The 18,037-nt window shown below is 64.3% G+C and carries 13 protein-coding genes; 7 read left to right on the top strand and 6 right to left on the bottom strand.

From position 1 onward, the window contains the following. The first annotated feature begins 3 nt into the window (after positions 1-3). Positions 4-489: an MmcB family DNA repair protein gene (locus HB630_RS09500; RefSeq protein WP_213771987.1), complete on the top strand. Its 486-nt coding sequence runs from the start codon at positions 4-6 to the stop codon at positions 487-489. A gap of 164 nt (positions 490-653) precedes the next feature. Here HB630_RS09500 and HB630_RS09505 read toward each other — a convergent pair whose 3' ends face one another. Both HB630_RS09505 and HB630_RS09510 read right to left on the bottom strand, forming a co-directional pair. Then, a complete protein-coding gene (locus HB630_RS09505; protein WP_213771988.1) occupies positions 654-1,208 on the bottom strand; it encodes an ActR/PrrA/RegA family redox response regulator transcription factor in 555 nt (184 codons plus the stop codon). Between the two features lie 136 nt (positions 1,209-1,344). Further along, positions 1,345-2,670 carry an ActS/PrrB/RegB family redox-sensitive histidine kinase gene (locus tag HB630_RS09510; protein WP_213771989.1) on the bottom strand — a complete coding sequence of 442 codons (1,326 nt, stop codon included), beginning with the start codon at positions 2,668-2,670 and terminating at the stop codon, positions 1,345-1,347. A 116-nt stretch (positions 2,671-2,786) separates the two neighbouring features. Here HB630_RS09510 and HB630_RS09515 point away from each other — a divergent pair, with 116 nt between their 5' ends. The 4 genes from HB630_RS09515 (at position 2,787) to HB630_RS09530 (ending at position 6,882) form a co-directional block, all read left to right on the top strand. Beyond that, on the top strand, positions 2,787-3,578 hold the full coding sequence (locus tag HB630_RS09515; RefSeq protein ID WP_213771990.1) for an ABC transporter ATP-binding protein: 792 nt from the start codon (positions 2,787-2,789) through the stop codon (positions 3,576-3,578). Beyond that, a complete protein-coding gene (locus HB630_RS09520) occupies positions 3,575-4,393 on the top strand; it encodes an ABC transporter permease (RefSeq protein ID WP_213771991.1) in 819 nt (272 codons plus the stop codon). The genes HB630_RS09515 and HB630_RS09520 overlap by 4 nt, the downstream gene beginning before the upstream one ends. 122 nt (positions 4,394-4,515) lie before the next feature. Further along, positions 4,516-5,844: a polyhydroxyalkanoate depolymerase gene (gene phaZ / locus HB630_RS09525; protein ID WP_213771992.1), complete on the top strand. Its 1,329-nt coding sequence runs from the start codon at positions 4,516-4,518 to the stop codon at positions 5,842-5,844. A gap of 198 nt (positions 5,845-6,042) precedes the next feature. Next, positions 6,043-6,882: a SprT family zinc-dependent metalloprotease gene (locus HB630_RS09530; protein ID WP_213771993.1), complete on the top strand. Its 840-nt coding sequence runs from the start codon at positions 6,043-6,045 to the stop codon at positions 6,880-6,882. 160 nt (positions 6,883-7,042) lie between these two features. On the opposite strand, the gene HB630_RS09535 is transcribed toward HB630_RS09530, so the two are convergent. The 3 genes from HB630_RS09535 to HB630_RS09545 all read right to left on the bottom strand — a co-directional run bounded on the left by HB630_RS09535 (position 7,043) and on the right by HB630_RS09545 (position 12,780). Beyond that, positions 7,043-9,247 carry a penicillin-binding protein 1A gene (locus tag HB630_RS09535; protein WP_213771994.1) on the bottom strand — a complete coding sequence of 735 codons (2,205 nt, stop codon included), beginning with the start codon at positions 9,245-9,247 and terminating at the stop codon, positions 7,043-7,045. A 246-nt stretch (positions 9,248-9,493) separates the two neighbouring features. Continuing rightward, positions 9,494-9,856, bottom strand: a complete 363-nt coding sequence (locus tag HB630_RS09540; protein ID WP_213771995.1) for a DUF1304 domain-containing protein — start codon at positions 9,854-9,856, stop codon at positions 9,494-9,496. Positions 9,857-9,984: 128 nt separating this feature from the next. Further along, positions 9,985-12,780 carry a [protein-PII] uridylyltransferase gene (locus tag HB630_RS09545; RefSeq protein ID WP_213771996.1) on the bottom strand — a complete coding sequence of 932 codons (2,796 nt, stop codon included), beginning with the start codon at positions 12,778-12,780 and terminating at the stop codon, positions 9,985-9,987. A 287-nt stretch (positions 12,781-13,067) separates the two neighbouring features. On the opposite strand from HB630_RS09545, the gene HB630_RS09550 reads away from it, so the two are divergent. Then, the gene (locus HB630_RS09550; protein WP_213771997.1) at positions 13,068-13,577 is read left to right on the top strand and encodes an OsmC family protein; all 510 of its coding nucleotides are present in this window, start codon (positions 13,068-13,070) and stop codon (positions 13,575-13,577) included. Between the two features lie 106 nt (positions 13,578-13,683). Here HB630_RS09550 and mutS read toward each other — a convergent pair whose 3' ends face one another. Further along, the gene (mutS, locus tag HB630_RS09555) at positions 13,684-16,413 is read right to left on the bottom strand and encodes a DNA mismatch repair protein MutS (RefSeq protein ID WP_213771998.1); all 2,730 of its coding nucleotides are present in this window, start codon (positions 16,411-16,413) and stop codon (positions 13,684-13,686) included. Positions 16,414-16,739: 326 nt separating this feature from the next. Between mutS and pcaF the strand changes: the two genes are divergently transcribed. Then, a complete protein-coding gene (gene pcaF / locus HB630_RS09560) occupies positions 16,740-17,948 on the top strand; it encodes a 3-oxoadipyl-CoA thiolase (RefSeq protein WP_213771999.1) in 1,209 nt (402 codons plus the stop codon). The last annotated feature ends 89 nt before the right edge of the window (positions 17,949-18,037 follow it).

Consider the following 18,037-nt stretch of genomic DNA (forward strand, 5'->3'; position numbering starts at 1 on the left):
GCGATGGAAACGCCAGCGCGCCAGATCAGCCTCGTGCCCCCGGTGGATCGCCGGCAGTCGGAGACGGCGGCCGCGATCGCGCGCGGCACCGCGCGGCTGTTGCGGTCGCTGGGCTTTGCCTGCATCAGCGAATTGCCGCTGCCGTCAGGCAGGCGCGCCGATCTGGTGGCCCTGAACGAACGCGGCGAGATCTGGATCGTCGAGATCAAATCATCGGTCGAGGATCTGCGCGCCGACCAGAAATGGCCCGAATACCGCGCGCATTGCGACCGGCTGTTCTTTGCGTTCACGCAGGATTTGCCGTGCGAGATCTTTCCCGAACAGACCGGCCTGATCGTCGCGGACGCCTATGGCGCCCACATGCATTGCGAGGCGCCGGAGCATCGCCTGCCGGCGCCAACCCGCAAGCTGATGACGGTGCGGTTTGCGCTGGCCGCGGCGCAACGGATCAACCGCCTGGTCGATCCGCAAGGCCATGCGGAGTTCTAAAGCAGGATAAGCTTTGGTTGAATCGATTTGGCCGCATGCTTCGTCCACCTCTCCCGATGGGAGAGGTAAACTTCCGATGCCATCCCGTCTCAACCTAAACTCATCTCGCACTGGAGCGGGATGAGTTTTCTTCGAATCGTCACACGATTCCGCTGAATACTCTTCTATCGCGGCGCGCGCTTGGCGAGGATGCGCTGCAAGGTGCGCCGATGCATGTTCAGCTGGCGTGCCGTCTCCGAGACGTTGCGGTTGCACATCTCGTAGATGCGCTGGATATGCTCCCAGCGCACGCGGTCGGCCGACATCGGATTATGCGGCAATTCGGATTTCTCGGTGCCGCTCGCCAGCAACGCCGCCACGACATCGTCGGCGTCGGCGGGCTTCGACAGATAATCCACCGCGCCCATCTTCACCGCGGTCACGGCGGTGGCGATGTTGCCATAGCCGGTCAGCACGATGGCGCGCGCTTCGGGGCGCTTGCGCTTCAGGGCCGACACCACGTCGAGGCCGTTGCCGTCGCCGAGCCGCAGATCCACCACCGCAAAGGCCGGCGCGGCCTTGCCTATCTGCGTCAGGCCGTCGGAGACGCTGTCGCAGGAGGTCACCGCGAAGCCGCGCGTTTCCATGGCGCGCGACAGGCGCTCCAGAAACGGCTTGTCGTCTTCAACGATCAGGAGGGAGCGGTCGGCTTGATCGGTCAGTTCGGCGATCGCGTTCACGGCTTTGGTATCCTCTGGCGGACAACGACGTATATATGGCGTGCGCGCGGAGCGCTGCCAAGTAAGACCAATGAGTGAACTTAAAGAAGATCCCTAAAATAGGTCAGGTATCGCTACCAATTGTCGCAACCGGCACTCAAGACGCTGGTTCGCCTGACGTTTCGCCCGCCTCGAAACGGCTGCGCGGCCAGGTGATATGCACGATCGCGCCATGTTCCGGAAAAACCCGGTTGCTGAACGAGACTTTGGCGCCGGTGCGCTCCAGCAGCGTGCGGGCGATGAACACCCCGAGGCCGAGGCCGCCGCGCTCGCTCTGGGTCTCGTCGGCACTGCGCCGCCGCGACAAATAGGGCTCGCCAATCCGCTTCAGCATGTCGGGGGCGATGCCCGGTCCGTCGTCGGAGATCACGATCTCGACCTTCTCGTTATTCCACCACGCATTCACCTCGACCGTGTTGCGGGCGAAATCGACCGCGTTTTCCAGGATGTTGCCGACCCCGTAAAGAATCGCCGGATTGCGGGTGCCGACCGGCTCGGGCGTCGCGGCCACCGCGATCCGCACCTTGATCGCAACGTCGAAATCGCGATGCGGCGCCACCGTCTCCTCGATCAGCGTCGACAGCGGCATGTGGTCGAACGGCGCGCCGGTCGCCGACAATTGCGTGATCTTGCCGAGGATATCGCGGCAGCGCTGCGCCTGCTCGCGCAGGGTCTTGATGTCGGCGGTCAATGGACTGCCGTCCGGGATGGTTCGCTCAAGTTCGCGCGAAATCAGGAAGATCGTCGACAGCGGGGTTCCGAGTTCGTGGGCCGCCGCGGCGGCAAGGCCGTCGAGCTGGGTCAGATGCTGTTCGCGCGTCAGCACCAGTTCGGTGGCGGCCAGGGCATCCGAGAGCTGGCGGGCTTCTTCGGCAACCTGGAACGCGTAAAGGCTGGTGACGCCGATCGCGACCGCGATCGAGAGCCAGACGCCGAATAGATAGATCGGCGGCAGCACCAGGGGATCGTCGCTGTCCCACGGCAGCGGCAGATGGAAGAACACCAGCACCGAGGCGCAGACGATAGCGAGCACGCCGAGCGCGATCGTCAGCCGGATCGGCAACGCGGTCGATGAAATCAGGACCGGCGCGAGGAACAGAAACGAAAACGGATTTTCGAGGCCGCCGGTGAAAAACAGTAGCCCGGCCAGTTCGATGATATTGAGTGCGAGCAGCGCGGCGGCATAGATCGGCTCCAGCCGCTGCATCGGATCGAAGGCGATCTGGAAACCGAGGTTGAGCAGGGCCGACAGGCTGATGATGGCGAGGCAGGGCACGACCTCGACGTCGAATTCGAGCCCCTGCGCGACGATGAAGATCGCCGCAAGCTGGCCGAGCACGGCGAGCCAGCGCAGCCGCAAGATCGTATCCAGACGGACATAGCGGCGCGGATGACGAAAATCGGAGGCGGCAACGTCGGTCATCCCGGCAGTTTAACGGCGCATCGTTCCGACCACAAATGAGGCCGTCCAGAAGCCTTCCATATCCTGGTCCTGCCAAGTCTTGCGCTCGCCGCCGCGATGGCTCAATGAACGGCCGCATGATGCGTGACGACACCATATTACCCGCTTCACCCGTGGCCGACCGGCCGGCACCGGCGGTCGAGGTTTTCAACCTGGTCAAGCTCTACAAGGCCACCCGCGCCGTCGACGATGTCTCGTTCCGGATCGCGCGCGGCAGCATCACCGGATTGCTCGGCGGCAACGGCGCCGGCAAGACCACGACCATCGCAATGATCATGGGACTGGTGCTGCCGACCTCGGGGCGGATCCGGGTGCTGGGCTTTCCGATGCCGGAGCAAAGCGCCGAAGTGCTCGGCCGGATGAATTTCGAAAGTCCCTATGTCGACATGCCGATGCGGCTCACGGTGCGGCAGAATCTGACGATCTTCGGCCGGCTTTACGCCGTGCCGAATTTGCGCGAGCGCATCGCGCGGCTTGCCGCCGACCTCGATCTCGGCGATTTCCTGGATCGCGCCAACGGCAAGCTATCCGCCGGGCAGAAAACCCGCGTGGCGCTGGCGAAGGCGTTGGTCAACCAGCCCGAACTGCTGCTGCTGGACGAGCCGACGGCTTCGCTCGATCCGGATACCGCCGACTGGATCCGGCAGCATCTGGAGACCTATCGCAAGGCGCATGGCGCGACTATTCTGCTCGCCTCGCACAACATGCTGGAGGTAGAAAGATTGTGCGACCGCGTCATCATCATGAAGCGTGGCCGCATCGTGGACGACGACAGCCCCGACGGGATCATGGCCCGCTATAACCGCACCACGCTCGAAGAGGTGTTTCTCGACGTCGCGCGCGGCCGCAGCCAGGAGACGTCGTCATGAACGCGCGTGTTACGGCCGCGGGCATCTCGCCGCGCCGGATCGGCGCGATGATCCTGCGCTATTGGTATCTCTTGATGTCGTCATGGCCGCGGCTGTTGGAACTGATCTACTGGCCGGCGCTGCAGATCATCACCTGGGGCTTCCTGCAAACCTATATCGCGCAGACTTCGGGGTTTTTCGCGCGCGCCGGCGGCTCGCTGATCGGCGCCGTGATCCTGTGGGACATCCTGTTCCGCGGCCAGCTCGGCTTTTCGGTCTCGTTCCTCGAGGAGATGTGGGCGCGCAACCTCGGCAACCTGATGATGAGCCCGCTCAAGCCGATCGAATTCCTGATCGCGCTGATGGTGATGAGCCTGATCCGGCTTGCGATCGGCGTGATCCCGATGACGCTGCTGGCGATGGTCTTCTTCGACTTCAATTTCTACGGCATCGGGCTGCCGCTGATCGTGTTCTTCTGCAACCTGATCTTCACCAGCTGGTCGGTCGGAATCCTGGTCTCGGGCCTGGTGCTGCGCAACGGCCTCGGCGCGGAGAGCGTCGTCTGGACACTGATGTTCGGCATCATGCCGCTGGCCTGCATTTACTATCCGGTAACGGTGTTGCCGCACTGGCTGCAATATGTCGCCTGGGCGCTGCCGCCGACCTATGTGTTCGAAGGCATGCGCGCGCTGTTGATCGATCATCTCTTTCGCGCCGATCTCATGATCGACGCCTTCGCCATCAACATCGCGTTGTTCGTGGCGTCATTTGCGACATTCCTTGCCCTTTTACGCAGCGCCAAGCGGCATGGCTCGTTGCTTCAGGGCGGCGAATAGGCCGATCTACCCCATGAATCCGAGGGTTTTGCGCATCCTGGGACGGCGGATAGGTCAATCGGCGGATTGACGCATTCTTATGCATCCGGCACTATGTTGCGATGCAAAAGGGACATGACGAGATGCCGATTGGTGAATTTGGCGGCGCGCCGCCGCTGGCAACTGAAGGCAGTCCGGCGCTGACCACGCCGATGTACTGGATGTACGAGATGGCCCACGCCTCGCTCAATCCGGCGCGCGCGGTCACGGACGCCGCGAAGATGCTGTTTCAAAACCCGCTGAATCCGTGGTCGCAAACCGAGTTCGGCAAATCGGTTGCCGCTGGTTGCGAACTGTTCGAGCGCACCACCCGCCGCTACGGCAAGCCCGAATGGGGGCTTGATAGCACCGAGGTCAATGGCGTGCGCACGCCGATCGAAGTCCGCTCGGTGTGGGAAAAACCGTTCTGCCGCCTGTTGTATTTCGATCGTCAACTGGCGCGCCCGTTGCGCAGCCCGCAGCCGCGCGTGCTGATCGTGGCGCCGATGTCCGGTCACTACGCGACATTGCTGCGCGGTACGGTCGAGGCCTTCCTGCCGACGCATGAGGTCTACATCACCGACTGGTCGGACGCGCGGATGGTGCCGCTGTCGGAAGGCCGCTTCGATCTCGACGATTACGTCGATTACCTGATCGAGATGCTGCATGTACTCGGCGGCAACGTCCATGTGATCGCGGTTTGCCAGCCGGCGGTGCCGGTGCTGGCGGCGGTTTCGGTCATGGAAGCCGAGCAGGATCCCTATGTGCCGGTCTCGATGACGCTGATGGGCGGACCGATCGATACGCGGCGCAATCCGACCGCCGTCAACAATCTCGCGGCCGAGCGCGGCATCGACTGGTTCCGCAACAACGTCATTACCAAGGTGCCGTTTCCGCATCCGGGCGTGATGCGCGACGTCTATCCCGGGTTCCTGCAGCTCAACGGCTTCATCAGCATGAACCTCGATCGCCATGTCGACGCGCACAAGAACCTGTTCGCCAATCTGGTGAAGGGCGATGGTGATCTGGTCGACAAGCACCGCGATTTCTATGACGAATATCTCGCGGTCATGGACCTGACGGCGGAATATTATCTGCAGACCGTCGATCTCGTCTTCGTCAAGCATGCGCTGCCGAAAGGCGAGATGACTCACCGCGGCGTGCCGGTCGATCCGTCAAAGATCACGCGGGTCGCGCTGATGACGGTGGAAGGCGAGAAGGACGACATCTCCGGACTCGGCCAAACCGAGGCGACACATGCGCTGTGCAGTTCGATTCCCGATCATCGCCGGGTGCATTACGTGCAAATGGGCGTCGGACATTACGGTGTGTTCAACGGTTCGCGTTTCCGATCGGAAATCGTGCCGCGCATTTCCGATTTCATGATGTCGGCAGCGAGTGTGAAGCCTTCCTTGGCTGCGGCTGCTGAATAAGACTGTATTTGAAGTCGAATCGGGGGGAGCGCTAACCCCCTGAATCCTCCCGCAGAATCTGGATTCACAACCCCTTGAAAGAATGAGTATTAAATCAGACTTTGATGCCGGTTCCCGAGGGTGATTCCGTAAAAATTTAATCGTTTTAGCCCCATGCTGTAGGGGGCGGACCCCGGCTAGCCCCTGTATATTGGGCAAATGATTTGTTTTTGCGCCGAGCGATTTCACTGGCGTCGGATATGGCAGAATCCGGGCGATTTCCTCCTTCCCGGACTCTCGGACATGGCTACTCGCGCGCTTCTCTATCGGCGGCCCGCCGAACCTTCGACTATTCTGGTCAAACATGGCTCCCAGTTTTTCGCGATTCGGCTGCGCCGGCATCGCCGCGCGCGGCGTTACACCCTGCGTATTCATCCAACGGACCGCGAAGCGATCCTGACCATGCCGCCGCGCGGCACAATCGCCGAAGCCAAGGATTTTGCGCAGCTTCATGGCGGCTGGATTGCCGCGCGCCTCGGCCGTTTGCCGAAGGCCGCGCCGTTTCATGCGGGTACTGTGGTGCCTTTGCGCGGCGTGCCGCACCGGATCGTGCATCGCGCCGGCGAACGCGGCACGGTGTGGACCGAAACCCGCGACAGCGGCGAGAAGGTTCTCTGCGTCGCCGGCGACGTCGAACATACCGAGCGGCGGGTCCATGATTACCTCAAGCGCGAAGCGCGCAAGGAATTGCAGAAGGCGTCGCTTGCGCACGCCGCGGAACTCGGGGTCAGGGTCAAGCGGGTGTCGATCCGCGATCAGTCGAGCCGTTGGGGTTCATGCACGTCGGCAGGCTCGCTGTCGTTTTCGTGGCGCTTGATCCTCGCGCCGCCCTTCGTGCTCGATTATCTCGCCGCCCACGAGGTGTCGCATCTGGTCGAGATGAATCATTCGGCGCGGTTCTGGCGGGTGGTCGCCCGGATCTGCCCGTCGGTGGAGCGCGCCAAGAACTGGCTCGATACCCACGGCAACGATCTGCACCGCTATGGGATCAGCGAATAACAGCTTAGCCGATTTTACTGAACTGTGATCGTCCGCGAAGGCGGACGATCCAGTATTCCACCGCGGTCAAAATAGCTTCCGCCGGTGATTACTGGATACTCCGCTTTCGCGGAGTATGACGGTCTTCGTGAGGTCGGCGGCCGTGCGATCGCCGCGCCGCTCACCGGCTGCCACCGAACAGCCGCTGGATCAGCCAGCCGTCGAGTCCCGCATCCGCTTCCGGCCGTACCGAAGTTCGCGTCGGCGGCGGCCGGTTCGCGCCGGTTGCCGCCAATGGCGCCGGAGCCGCCGACGGGGAGGGCGCGCTGACCTGCGATGCCGCCTGCGCCAGGTTCGAGAGAATGCCTGTTGCTTGCGAGGCCGGCAGGGTTGCGACCGGCACGCCCTGATGGGCGGCGCGCATGAAGCGGGTCCATACTTCCACCGGCAAGCCGCCACCGGTGGCCTTTTTGGTCGGCGAATTGTCGTCGTTGCCAAGCCAGACGCCGGTGATGAGATTGGCGGTGTAGCCGATGAACCAGGCGTCGCGGAAATCCTGGCTGGTTCCGGTCTTGCCGGCGGCGGTCCAGCCGGGAATCTCGCCCTTGCGCGCGGTGCCGGACAGCAGCGTCTCCTCCATCATGGTGTTCATCATCTCGACATTGCGCGGGTCGATGACCTGGCCGAGCTGGTCCGGCTGGCGCGCATACAGCAGCTTGCCGCCGGTGGTGCGGATCTTGAGCACGACATGCGGGGTGATGCCCTGGCCGCCATTGGCGAACGGCACATAGGCGCCGACCAGCTCGGTCAGCGACACTTCCGACGTGCCGAGTGCGATCGAGGCGTTGGGATCGAGCCTGGATGCGATACCGAGCCGGTGCGCGGTACGGACCACGTTGCTGGCGCCGACTTCCATCACCAGCCGCACCGCGACCGTGTTGAGCGACATCGACAGCGCCTGAGTCAGCGTGACCGGGCCAAGATATTCGTGCTCGAAATTCTCGGGTTTCCAGCCCTTGACGTTGACCGGCGCGTCCTGCCGCACCGTATCCGGCGTGAGCCCCGCTTCGATCGCGGTGAGATAGACGAAGGGCTTGAACGCCGAGCCCGGTTGGCGCTTCGCGGTCACCGCGCGGTTGAACTGGCTCTCGGCATAATTGCGGCCGCCGACCATGGCGCGCACGGCGCCGTCCGGCGTCATAGCCACCAGCGCGCCCTGGCTGACATTGAATTTCACGCTCTTGGCCGCGAGTTCGTCGATCACGTCGGCTTCGGCGATGCTCTGTAGCTTGGGGTCGATCGAGGTCTCGACCACGATGTCCTCGTCGATCTGGCCGACCAGATCGTCGAGCACTTCGCCGATCCAGTCGGCTACATAATTGATGGTGCCGGCGCCGGCCGGCTTGACCGTGTAGGCGGGGTGGGCGCTGGCGGCCTGCGCCTGCGCCTCGGTGATGAACCCGGCTTCCGCCATTGTGGCCAGCACGGTCTGGGCGCGCTTCTCGGCGCCTTCGGGATTGCGGTTGGGTGCCAGCCGCGACGGCGATTTGACGAGGCCCGCAAGCATCGCGGCTTCCGCCAGCGTCACGTTCTTCGCCGACTTGCCGAAATAGCGCTGCGCCGCGGCCTCGACACCATAGGCGCCGGAACCGAAATAGACCCGGTTGAGATAAAGTTCGAGGATCTCGTTCTTGGAATGCTTGCGCTCCAGCCAGATCGCGAGCTCGGCTTCCTGCAATTTACGCTGGACCGTGCGTTCCTGGGTCAGGAACAGGTTCTTGGCGAGCTGCTGGGTCAGCGTCGAGCCGCCCTGCGACACGCCGTGATGCAGCAGGTTCGCCACCGCCGCGCGCAGGATGCCCCAGGGGTCGACGCCATAATGCGAATAGAACCGCCGGTCCTCGATCGCGATGAAGGCCTTCGGCAGGTATGGCGGCAGATCCTTCAGCGCGACATTGGCGCCGGCCATTTCGCCGCGCGTCGCCAGCGCGCTGCCGTCAAGCCCGACGATCTGGATCGTCGGCGGCCGCTTCGGGATTTCGAGCGACTGGATCGGCGGCAGATGCGCGCCTACCCAGACCACGACTCCAACCACCGCGATCGCGGCCCACAGGCCAAGCACCACGCCCCAATAGAACAGGCGGGTGATGCTGAGGCGCGATTTCGATCGGCGTTTAGCGCCGCTACGGCTGGGGCGCGGCTTGCGCTCCGGCGGCGGATCGTCGGCGTCGTCATTTTCGGGTTTGCGTTTGGCGGGCGATTTCTTCGGCTTGGTTTCGGCGTGCGGAATGCGATCCTGCGGATTGAGACGCAATTCGGCAAGCGAGGCGCCGAGCCCGAATTGCGGCTCCTTGCGTCCGCCGCTTTTTTTCCGTCCCCACGCCATCCGCAAACGCCCAGATTTTCCCGCGCAAAGACTAGCGGGATGGGTTTAAGGCCGTCTTAAACGATGGTTAACGCGGGCGGCGCGGTGGGTCGGCAAGTGCTTCATCGATAATGATTTACGGGCGAGTAACCCTACCGTTGGCGCGCCATTTCCGCTTTCCGCCGTGGCCGGGCTTCGTCGGCCATCCACGTCTTTTGCAGTCGAGGTGGCGTCGATGTCGACGATAGGCGCCGGATGCCGGCAGTGTCATGCCAGTAAAAGCAGGATCAGCGCGACCGCGGCGGGCGCGGCCTGCACCAGCAGGATCCTGCGGCTGACCGTTGCGGCGCCATAGACGCCGGCCACGATCACGCAGATGAGAAAGAACAGCTTGATCTCGAAGGCGAAGGCCGGAACGGTCTGGACCAGTCCCCAGATCAGGCCCGCGGCCAGAAAGCCGTTATACAGCCCTTGATTGGCGGCAAGCACCGCGGAGTCGGCGGCTTTTTCCGGCGAGTTGCGAAAGGTCTTGAGCCCCAGCGGCCTGGTCCAGAAAAACATCTCCAGCACCAGGAAATAAAGATGCAGCGCGGCGACCAGAGCCACCGCGATGTTGGCGATCCGGATCATGTGGCGTTCCCCCGACCGAGAATCCGTGATTTACAAGCCAACGGCTCGCGCGAAATGTGCGTCCGATGATAAACGCCGCGCAGCAATAGCAGAAGTCTCTGAAATGAACGAAGCCAGGCCGCCCGCGATCACGCGGCGGGCTTGGTGGCTTCCTCGTCGCTGGCAAGCAGATGCAACAGCGCGCTCTTGATCGCGGCCTGGCGCGTCGGGGCATTGATCTGCGCGCCCAACAGGTCGGTGACGTAGAACACGTCGCGGGCGCGCTCGCCGAAGGTCGCGACATGGGCGGAGGCGATATTGAGGTTCAGTTTCGACAGCGCGGTGGTCAGTTGGTAGAGCAGGCCGGGACGGTCGAGGCCGGACACTTCGATCACGGTATGGCGGTCGGACCACTGGTTGTTGATGCTCACTTCCGGCTCGACCACGAAGGCGCGGGTCCTGCCCCGCGCCGAGCCGCGGCGCGCCACCACTTCGGGCAGGCGCAGTTTGCCCTCGAGCACATCCTCGATCATCTGGCCGATCCGCGTCGCGCGCCGTCCCTCGTCCTCGTCGCGGTCGTATTCCCGCGTGATCGCGATGGTGTCGAGCGCGCGGCCGTCGGTCGTGGTGTAGATCTGCGCGTCGACGATATTGGCGCCGGCGGAAGCGCAGGCGCCGGCGATGACCGACAGCAACCAGGGATGGTCGACGGCGAGGATGGTCAGTTCGGTGACGCCGCGCGCCTCGTCGAAGCCGACATTGATCGCGAGCTTGTGCCCGGCCTCCTCGCTCGCCTTCATGAAGCGGGCGTGACGGATCTTGCGCGCCAGTTCGACCTTGAGCCAATACGCCGGATAGTGGCGCGCGATATAGGCGTTGAGTTCCTGCTCCGGCCATTCGGAGAAAGCCGCGCGGAATTCCGACTGCGCCACCGCCAGGCGACGGGTGCGGTTGACTTCCGAGAACCCGCCGGTCAGCACCGGCTCGGTTTCGTAATAGAGCGTGCGCAAAAGCTGCGCCTTCCAGCCGTTCCAGACGCCGGGGCCGACGCCGCGGATATCCGCGGTGGTCAGGATCGTCAGCAGCTTCATCTGCTCGACCGATTGGACGACGGCGGCGAAATTCTCGATTGTCTTGCGATCGGAGAGGTCGCGCGACTGCGCCACCGTCGACATGGTCAGATGTTCTTCGATCAGCCATGCCACCAGTTCCGTGTCGGCGGCGTTGAACCCGAGCCGAGGGCACAGCCGCCGCGCCACCTTGGCGCCGGCGATCGAGTGGTCCTCGGGCCGGCCCTTGGCGATATCGTGCAGCAGCACGGTGATATAGATGACCGGACGATGCTCGGGACGAATCTTGCGCATCAGGTCGCTGGCGACGATGAATTCGTCGTTGCCGCCGCGTTCGATCTCCTGCAGGAAACCGACGCAGCGGATCAGATGCTCGTCCACCGTATAATGGTGGTACATGTTGAACTGCATCATCGACACGATCTTGCCGAAGGCGCGGATGAAGTGGCCGAGCACGCCGGTCTCGTTCATGCGCCGCAGCACGATCTCGGCGTCGTTCGAGGTCAGGATCTCCATGAACAGCCGGTTGGCTTCCGGATTCTCGCGCAACTCGGTGTTGATCAACCGCAGCGAGCGCGTCACCGTGCGCATCGCATCCGGATGGAACGCCAGATTGTTCTTTTGCGCGAGGCGGAAGATCCGGATCAGGTTGACCGGATCGTGCTTGAAGATGTCGGGGGCGGCGAGGTTGATACGGTTGTTGTCGACGATGAAATCGTCGCTGTCGGGCACCCGCCGATGCCTCGGGTTTGGCCGCAACCGCGCCATCATGCGGCTCAGCACCGGTGCCGGCTTGGCCTGCTGGTCTTCCAGCTTGGCGCACAGGAACGCGGTGAGATCGCCGACATCCTTGGCGATCAGGAAATAATGCTTCATGAAGCGTTCGACATCCTGCATGCCGGGATGCGAGGTATAGCCGAGCCGCACCGCGATCTCGCGCTGCATGTCGAACGACAGCCGTTCTTCCGGCCGGCCCGAGACGAAATGCAGATTGCAGCGGACCGACCACAGGAAATCCGCGCAACGGCGGAAGGTGCGGTATTCCTGGGCGTCGAACACGCCCCGTTCGAACAGTTCCTCGGTCTCGCGCACGCGATAGACATATTTCGCGATCCAGAACAGCGTGTGCAGGTCGCGCAAACCGCCTTTGCCATCCTTGACGTTCGGTTCGACCAGATAGCGTGATTGTCCGGCGCGGCGATGGCGTTCCTCGCGTTCGGCGAGCTTGGCGGTGACGAATTCGGCCGCCGTGCCCTGCACCACTTCCTTGTCGAAGCGGGTGACCAGTTCGTCGTAGAGCGGCCGGTCGCCGGTCAGGAACCGGGTCTCGAGGATCGCGGTGCGGATCGTCATGTCGCCGCGCGCCTGCCGGATCGATTCGTCGACCGAGCGAGTGGCGTGGCCGACCTTCAACCCCATGTCCCACAGGCAATAGAGAATGGCTTCGGCGACCTGCTCGCCCCAGGCGGTCTGCTTGTAAGGCAGGATGAACAACAGATCGATATCGGATTCCGGCGCCATCAGCCCGCGGCCATAACCGCCGGTGGCGACCACGGCCATGCGCTCGGCTCCGGACGGGATCGGCGTGCGATAGAGATGGCGGGTGGCGGCGGAAAACAGGATGCGGATGATTTCGTCCTGCACGAAACACAGCCGTTCGGCGCAGCGCCGCCCGTGCCGGTCCTTCAGCAGCACCGCCTGCGCGACCTTGCGCGCCTCGATCAGTTCGGCCTTCAGGAGCTGCGCCATCGCGGCGCGAAAAGCATCCTCGCGGCCGGCATGTTTTTCCGCGAGCGCATCGACGGCGGCGGTGATCCGCGCGGTATCGAAACGATCGTCGGTTTCAGGGCGGGCTTCTGTCACAATATTGTCCATGACCTAACCCGATACCGAACGCAGCCGATGCTGTCACGGGACAATCTTAGATCACGACGACGCGGCCTTGCATTCGGCGGCCATCGGGCCATGCCCTCCATGCCGGGGCGGCCGGCAGGCCAAGGCTTCCGCGTCCGACTGATAGGTAACATATGGAAACAACGGGAATTTTCGCAAGGGAGGCCGGCCCGGAAAGCCCGGCGTCGATGCCGTGGGTTCTGGGCGGTGATGACACGGAGCTCCCAACCTCTTACATCCGGTCGCAAAATATATCCGGGAGGACAGAAATGGACGCCGCCGAACTCCGCGCCACCCAGGCCCCGATCAAGGAACGCTACAAGGCCGATCCGAAATCGGCCGTCATCACGCTCAAAGCCAAGGGCTCGATCGATAGCGAAGGCATCGCCTGCAAGGTCGAAACCGGCCGCGCCTTGGCGGTCGCCGGGCTTCACCCCGCCACCGGAGGTTCCGGGCTCGAACTGTGCTCGGGTGACATGCTGCTCGAGGCGCTGGTCGCCTGCGCCGGCGTGACGCTGAAATCGGTGGCTACCGCGATCGAAATCCCGTTGAAGACCGGCATCGTGGTAGCCGAAGGCGATCTCGATTTTCGCGGTACGCTCGGCATCGATAAGGAAGCGCCGGTGGGCTTCGCGGAAATCCGCTTGCGCTTCGATGTCGATACGCCAGCGCCACAGGACAAGCTCGATCTGCTGCTGAAACTCACTGAGCGCTATTGCGTGGTCTACCAGACCATCAGAAACGGCCCGAAGGTTGCGGTAAGCCTGCACAGGGTGTGAGCTGGAATTCCTCGTTGTGGAGGCTCGGGCACCGATCCCGTCATTCCGGGATGGTGCGTCGGCACCAGCCCCGGAATCTCGCGACGTAGCTCCGGAAAGTTCACATCTATTGCTTCGGCAGCTTCGCCTTCAACGCATAGAGCGCCTCCAGCGCCTCGCGCGGCGACATCTCGTCCGGATGCAGCGCCTTCACGGCCTCGATCACTTGCTCGGCCTCGCTTGGCGGCGTGGGCTCGGCGGCCGCGCGCGACGGCACGGCGAACAGCGGCAGGTCGTCGGCCAGCGCGCGTGCGGTCTGGCCGCGATCCTGGGCTTCCAGTTTCGCCAGCACCGATTTGGCGCGCGCGATCACAGGCGCGGGCAGGCCGGCGAGCTTCGCCACCTGGATGCCGTAGGAGCGGTCGGCCGAGCCGGGCAGCACCTCGTGCAGGAATACCACGTCGCCCTGCCATTCCTTGACGCGCACGGTGGCGTTGAACAGCCGCGGCAGTCTGGCCGAGAGCGCGGTCAGTTCGTGGTAGTGCGTCGCGAACAGCGCGCGGCAGCGGTTGCTCTCGTGCAGATGTTCGATCGCGGCCCAGGCGATCGACAGCCCGTCGAAGGTCGCGGTGCCGCGGCCGATCTCATCCAGGATCACCAGCGAACGTTCGCTGGCCTGGTTGAGGATGACCGCCGTCTCGACCATCTCCACCATGAAGGTGGAGCGGCCGCGCGCCAGATCGTCGGCGGCGCCGACCCGCGAGAACAGCCGGTCGACAATGCCGATGCGGGCGCGCGCCGCCGGCACGAAACTGCCGATCTGCGCCAGCAGCGCGATCAAGGCGTTCTGGCGCAGGAAGGTCGATTTGCCCGCCATGTTCGGGCCGGTGATCAGCCAGATCTGGCCTGATTTCTGGCCCGGTCCCGGTGACAGGTCGCAGGCATTGGAGATGAAGGGCTGTCCGTCGCGTTTCAGCGCCTGCTCGACCACGGGATGCCGTCCGCCCTCGATGGCGAAGCCGAGCGAGCCGTCGACTTCGGGCCGCACATAATTGTCGTCGACGGCCAGCTTCGCCAGAGCGGTCGCGACATCGAGCAGCGCGAAGCCGTGCGCTGCGGCGCGCAGATCCTCGCTGGCCTCGGCGACCATTGCGCAGAGCCGTTCGAAAATCTCCAGTTCCAGCCCGAGCGCGCGGTCGCCGGCATTGGCGATCCGGGCCTCGATCTCGCCGAGTTCGGAGGTCGTGAAACGGACCTGGCCGGCCAATGTCTGGCGATGGATGAAGGTCGCGTTCAGGGGCGCCGTCATCAACTTGTCGCCATGCTGCGCCGTCACCTCGACGAAATAGCCGAGCACATTGTTGTGCCGGATCTTCAGGCCCTTGATGCCGGTCTCGTCGGCATAGCGCGCCTGCATCGCGGCGACCACGAGGCGCGAGGCATCGCGCAGATTGCGGGTCTCGTCGAGTGCGCTGTCATAGCCTTCGCGGACGAAGCCGCCGTCGCGCTTGATCAACGGCAATTGTTCGGCCAGCGCGCGTTCGAACTCGCGCGCCAGGCCGCGCGAGGGCCGGCGTAGCGCGTCCGCGACGGCGGCGATCTCCTGCGGCGGATCGTTGATCTGCCCGAGCGACGCCAGCGCCTGATCGGCGGCGAGGATGCCGTCGCGGAGACCGGCAAGATCGCGTGGGCCGCCGCGTCCGACCGACAATCGCGCCAGCGCGCGCGACATATCCGGCGCGGCGCGCAGCACGTTGCGGATATCGTCGCGCGTCGCGCTGTCGGCGACAAAGGCGCCGATCGCATCGAGCCGGCGGGTAATCGCGGCGCTGTCGGTCAGGGGCGCAGCCAATCGCTGCGCCAGCAGCCGCGATCCGGCCGAGGTCACGGTGCAGTCGATGGCGTCCAGCAGCGATCCGCGCCGCTCGCCGGAAAGCGTCCGCGTCAATTCGAGATTGGCGCGGGTGGCGGGGTCGATCGCCATGGTGGTGCCGGCGGCTTCGCGCGTCGGCGGCGACAGCGGCGGGCGCTTGCCGACCTGTGTGCGGTCGATATAGGTGACGGCGGCGGCCGCCGCCGTCGCTTCCAGCCGCGACAACGCGCTCAGACCGTCCATCGTGGCGACCGCGAAATAATCGCACAGCCGGCGTTCGGCGGTGGCGCTGTCGAAGACGTCGCGGGTCAGCGGCGTCACCGCCGGCAGTTCCCGCAACAGCGGTCCCAGGTCGCTATCGCCATAGAGCGCGTCGGTGACGATGACCTCGTTGGGGTTGATGCGCGCCAGCGTCGCGGCCAGTTCGCCGGTCGCGCATTCCGTGACCATGCATTCGGAGGTCGAGATGTCGATCCAGGCGAGGCCAAGACGGTCGTTCCCAGCGGAGGCGCGGGCGCGCGCGATCGCCAGCAGATAATTATTGGCCCGCGCGTCGAGCAGCGTGTCTTCGGTCAGCGTGCCCGGCGTCACCAGCCGCACCACGTCGCGGCGCACCACGCTCTTGTTGCCGCGCGCGCGCGCCGCGGCCGGATCCTCCATCTGCTCGCAGACCGCGACGCGAAAACCCCGTGCGATCAGCCGATGCAGATAATCGTCGGAACGTTCCACCGGCACGCCGCACATCGGGATATCGGCGCCCTGGTGCTTGCCGCGCTTGGTCAGCATGATGCCGAGCGCTTTCGAGGCGAGTTCGGCATCCTCGAAGAACAGCTCGTAGAAATCGCCCATCCGGTAGAACAGCAATAGCCCGGGATTGGCGGCCTTTATTTCGAGGTACTGCTCCATCATCGGCGTGACGCGCGCCGATGCCTCAGGGGTCGGCGCGGCGTCCGGTGGCATGGGAATGGATTGCTGGACTGTCATCAAAAGCGTTTCGAGTGAAGTGAAGCACCGGTTCGCGCGAAGAAAACGCGTCGAACGATAATCGGTCGCGCGGTTCTGATCCGATCAGAACCATGCGCCCGGGCCGGCAAACTACCGAATTCCGCCGCCCGGTCCTATTGCTTTGCCGCGGCCGTCCGGGTTTTCCACCCCTCAACGGCCCGGTGTCGGTCCCGAACTTCCCGGCATGGCCGACCTTGCATGAAAGCGGGCGGCGGTGAATTGACCTGCCGCGGGCGCACTCCTACAACTCGCCGTCAATGCCTTAATCTTCAACGCCCGGAACGCGGCAGTCAGGGAGAGATTCGATGCGCGATGTGTTCATTTGCGACGCCGTGAGGACCCCCATCGGCCGGTTCGGCGGCTCGCTGGCCAAGGTGCGTGCCGACGATCTGGCGGCTGCCCCGATCAAGGCCCTGATGGCCAGGCATCCGAAGCTCGACTGGTCGGCGGTTGACGAGGTTTATTTCGGCTGCGCCAATCAGGCCGGCGAAGACAACCGCAACGTGGCGCGCATGGCGCTGCTACTCGCGGGCATGCCGGATTCGGTTCCGGGCCAGACCTTGAATCGGCTCTGCGCCTCCGGGCTCGATGCGGTCGGGGCCGCGGGGCGGGCGGTTCGCGCCGGCGAGATCGATTTCGCGGTCGCCGGCGGCGTCGAATCGATGACGCGGGCGCCGTTCGTGATGGGCAAGGCGGCGGAAGCGTTTTCGCGCTCGGCGGAGATCTTCGACACCACCATCGGCTGGCGCTTCATCAATCCGCTGATGAAGGCGCAATACGGCGTCGATGCAATGCCCGAGACCGGCGAGAATGTCGCCGAGGAATTCCAGATCTCGCGCGCCGATCAGGACGCGTTTGCGATCCGCTCGCAGCAGCGTGCCGGCCAGGCGATCGCCTCAGGCTATTTTGCCGAGGAAATCATCGCGATCTCGGCCCCCGGCGGCAAGACCGGCCCGATTACGGTCGACAAGGACGAGCATCCGCGTCCGGAAACCACGCTCGAAGGGCTGGCGAAGCTGAAGCCGATCGTGCGCAACCCCGGTACGGTGACTGCCGGCAACGCATCGGGCGTCAATGACGGCGCCGCCGCGATGATCCTCGCTTCCGAAGCCGCGGTGAAGAAGCACGGGCTGACGCCGCGGGCGCGAATCCTCGGCCTTGCCTCGGCGGCGGTACCGCCGCGCATCATGGGCATCGGGCCGGTGCCCGCGACCCGCAAGCTGATGGAGCGGCTGGGGCTGAAAATCAGCGATTTCGATTTGATCGAGCTCAATGAAGCCTTCGCTTCGCAGGGCATAGCGTGCCTGCGCCAACTCGGCGTCAAGGACGATGCCGACTTCGTCAATCCGCATGGCGGCGCCATCGCGCTCGGTCATCCCTTGGGAATGAGCGGCGCGCGGCTGGCGATGACGGCGGTGCATGGCATGGAGAAGCGCGGCGGCAAGCGCGCGCTTGCCACGATGTGCGTCGGCGTCGGCCAGGGCGTGGCGATGGCGATCGAGAAGTTGAACTGAGGTCAATCAGTCAGGAGTCATTGCGGGGAGCGCGGCGACGTAACTTATCCTCCATCATTCCGGGGCGATGCAACGCATCGAGCTACGAT

It is taken from the genome of Bradyrhizobium sp. dw_78 (assembly GCF_018449525.1).
Taxonomy (GTDB): domain Bacteria; phylum Pseudomonadota; class Alphaproteobacteria; order Rhizobiales; family Xanthobacteraceae; genus Bradyrhizobium.

What these genes read in the sequence shown, in the direction of transcription:
- HB630_RS09545 (WP_213771996.1), bottom strand. Translation starts at nt 12,780, where the DNA reads ATGGACAATATTGTGACAGAAGCCCGCCCTGAAACCGACGATCGTTTC.
- HB630_RS09500 (WP_213771987.1), top strand. Translation starts at nt 4, where the DNA reads ATGGAAACGCCAGCGCGCCAGATCAGCCTCGTGCCCCCGGTGGATCGC.
- HB630_RS09535 (WP_213771994.1), bottom strand. Translation starts at nt 9,247, where the DNA reads ATGGCGTGGGGACGGAAAAAAAGCGGCGGACGCAAGGAGCCGCAATTC.
- HB630_RS09510 (WP_213771989.1), bottom strand. Translation starts at nt 2,670, where the DNA reads ATGACCGACGTTGCCGCCTCCGATTTTCGTCATCCGCGCCGCTATGTC.
- phaZ (WP_213771992.1), top strand. Translation starts at nt 4,516, where the DNA reads ATGCCGATTGGTGAATTTGGCGGCGCGCCGCCGCTGGCAACTGAAGGC.
- HB630_RS09530 (WP_213771993.1), top strand. Translation starts at nt 6,043, where the DNA reads ATGATTTGTTTTTGCGCCGAGCGATTTCACTGGCGTCGGATATGGCAG.
- HB630_RS09520 (WP_213771991.1), top strand. Translation starts at nt 3,575, where the DNA reads ATGAACGCGCGTGTTACGGCCGCGGGCATCTCGCCGCGCCGGATCGGC.
- HB630_RS09550 (WP_213771997.1), top strand. Translation starts at nt 13,068, where the DNA reads ATGGACGCCGCCGAACTCCGCGCCACCCAGGCCCCGATCAAGGAACGC.
- pcaF (WP_213771999.1), top strand. Translation starts at nt 16,740, where the DNA reads ATGCGCGATGTGTTCATTTGCGACGCCGTGAGGACCCCCATCGGCCGG.
- mutS (WP_213771998.1), bottom strand. Translation starts at nt 16,413, where the DNA reads ATGACAGTCCAGCAATCCATTCCCATGCCACCGGACGCCGCGCCGACC.
- HB630_RS09540 (WP_213771995.1), bottom strand. Translation starts at nt 9,856, where the DNA reads ATGATCCGGATCGCCAACATCGCGGTGGCTCTGGTCGCCGCGCTGCAT.
- HB630_RS09515 (WP_213771990.1), top strand. Translation starts at nt 2,787, where the DNA reads ATGATGCGTGACGACACCATATTACCCGCTTCACCCGTGGCCGACCGG.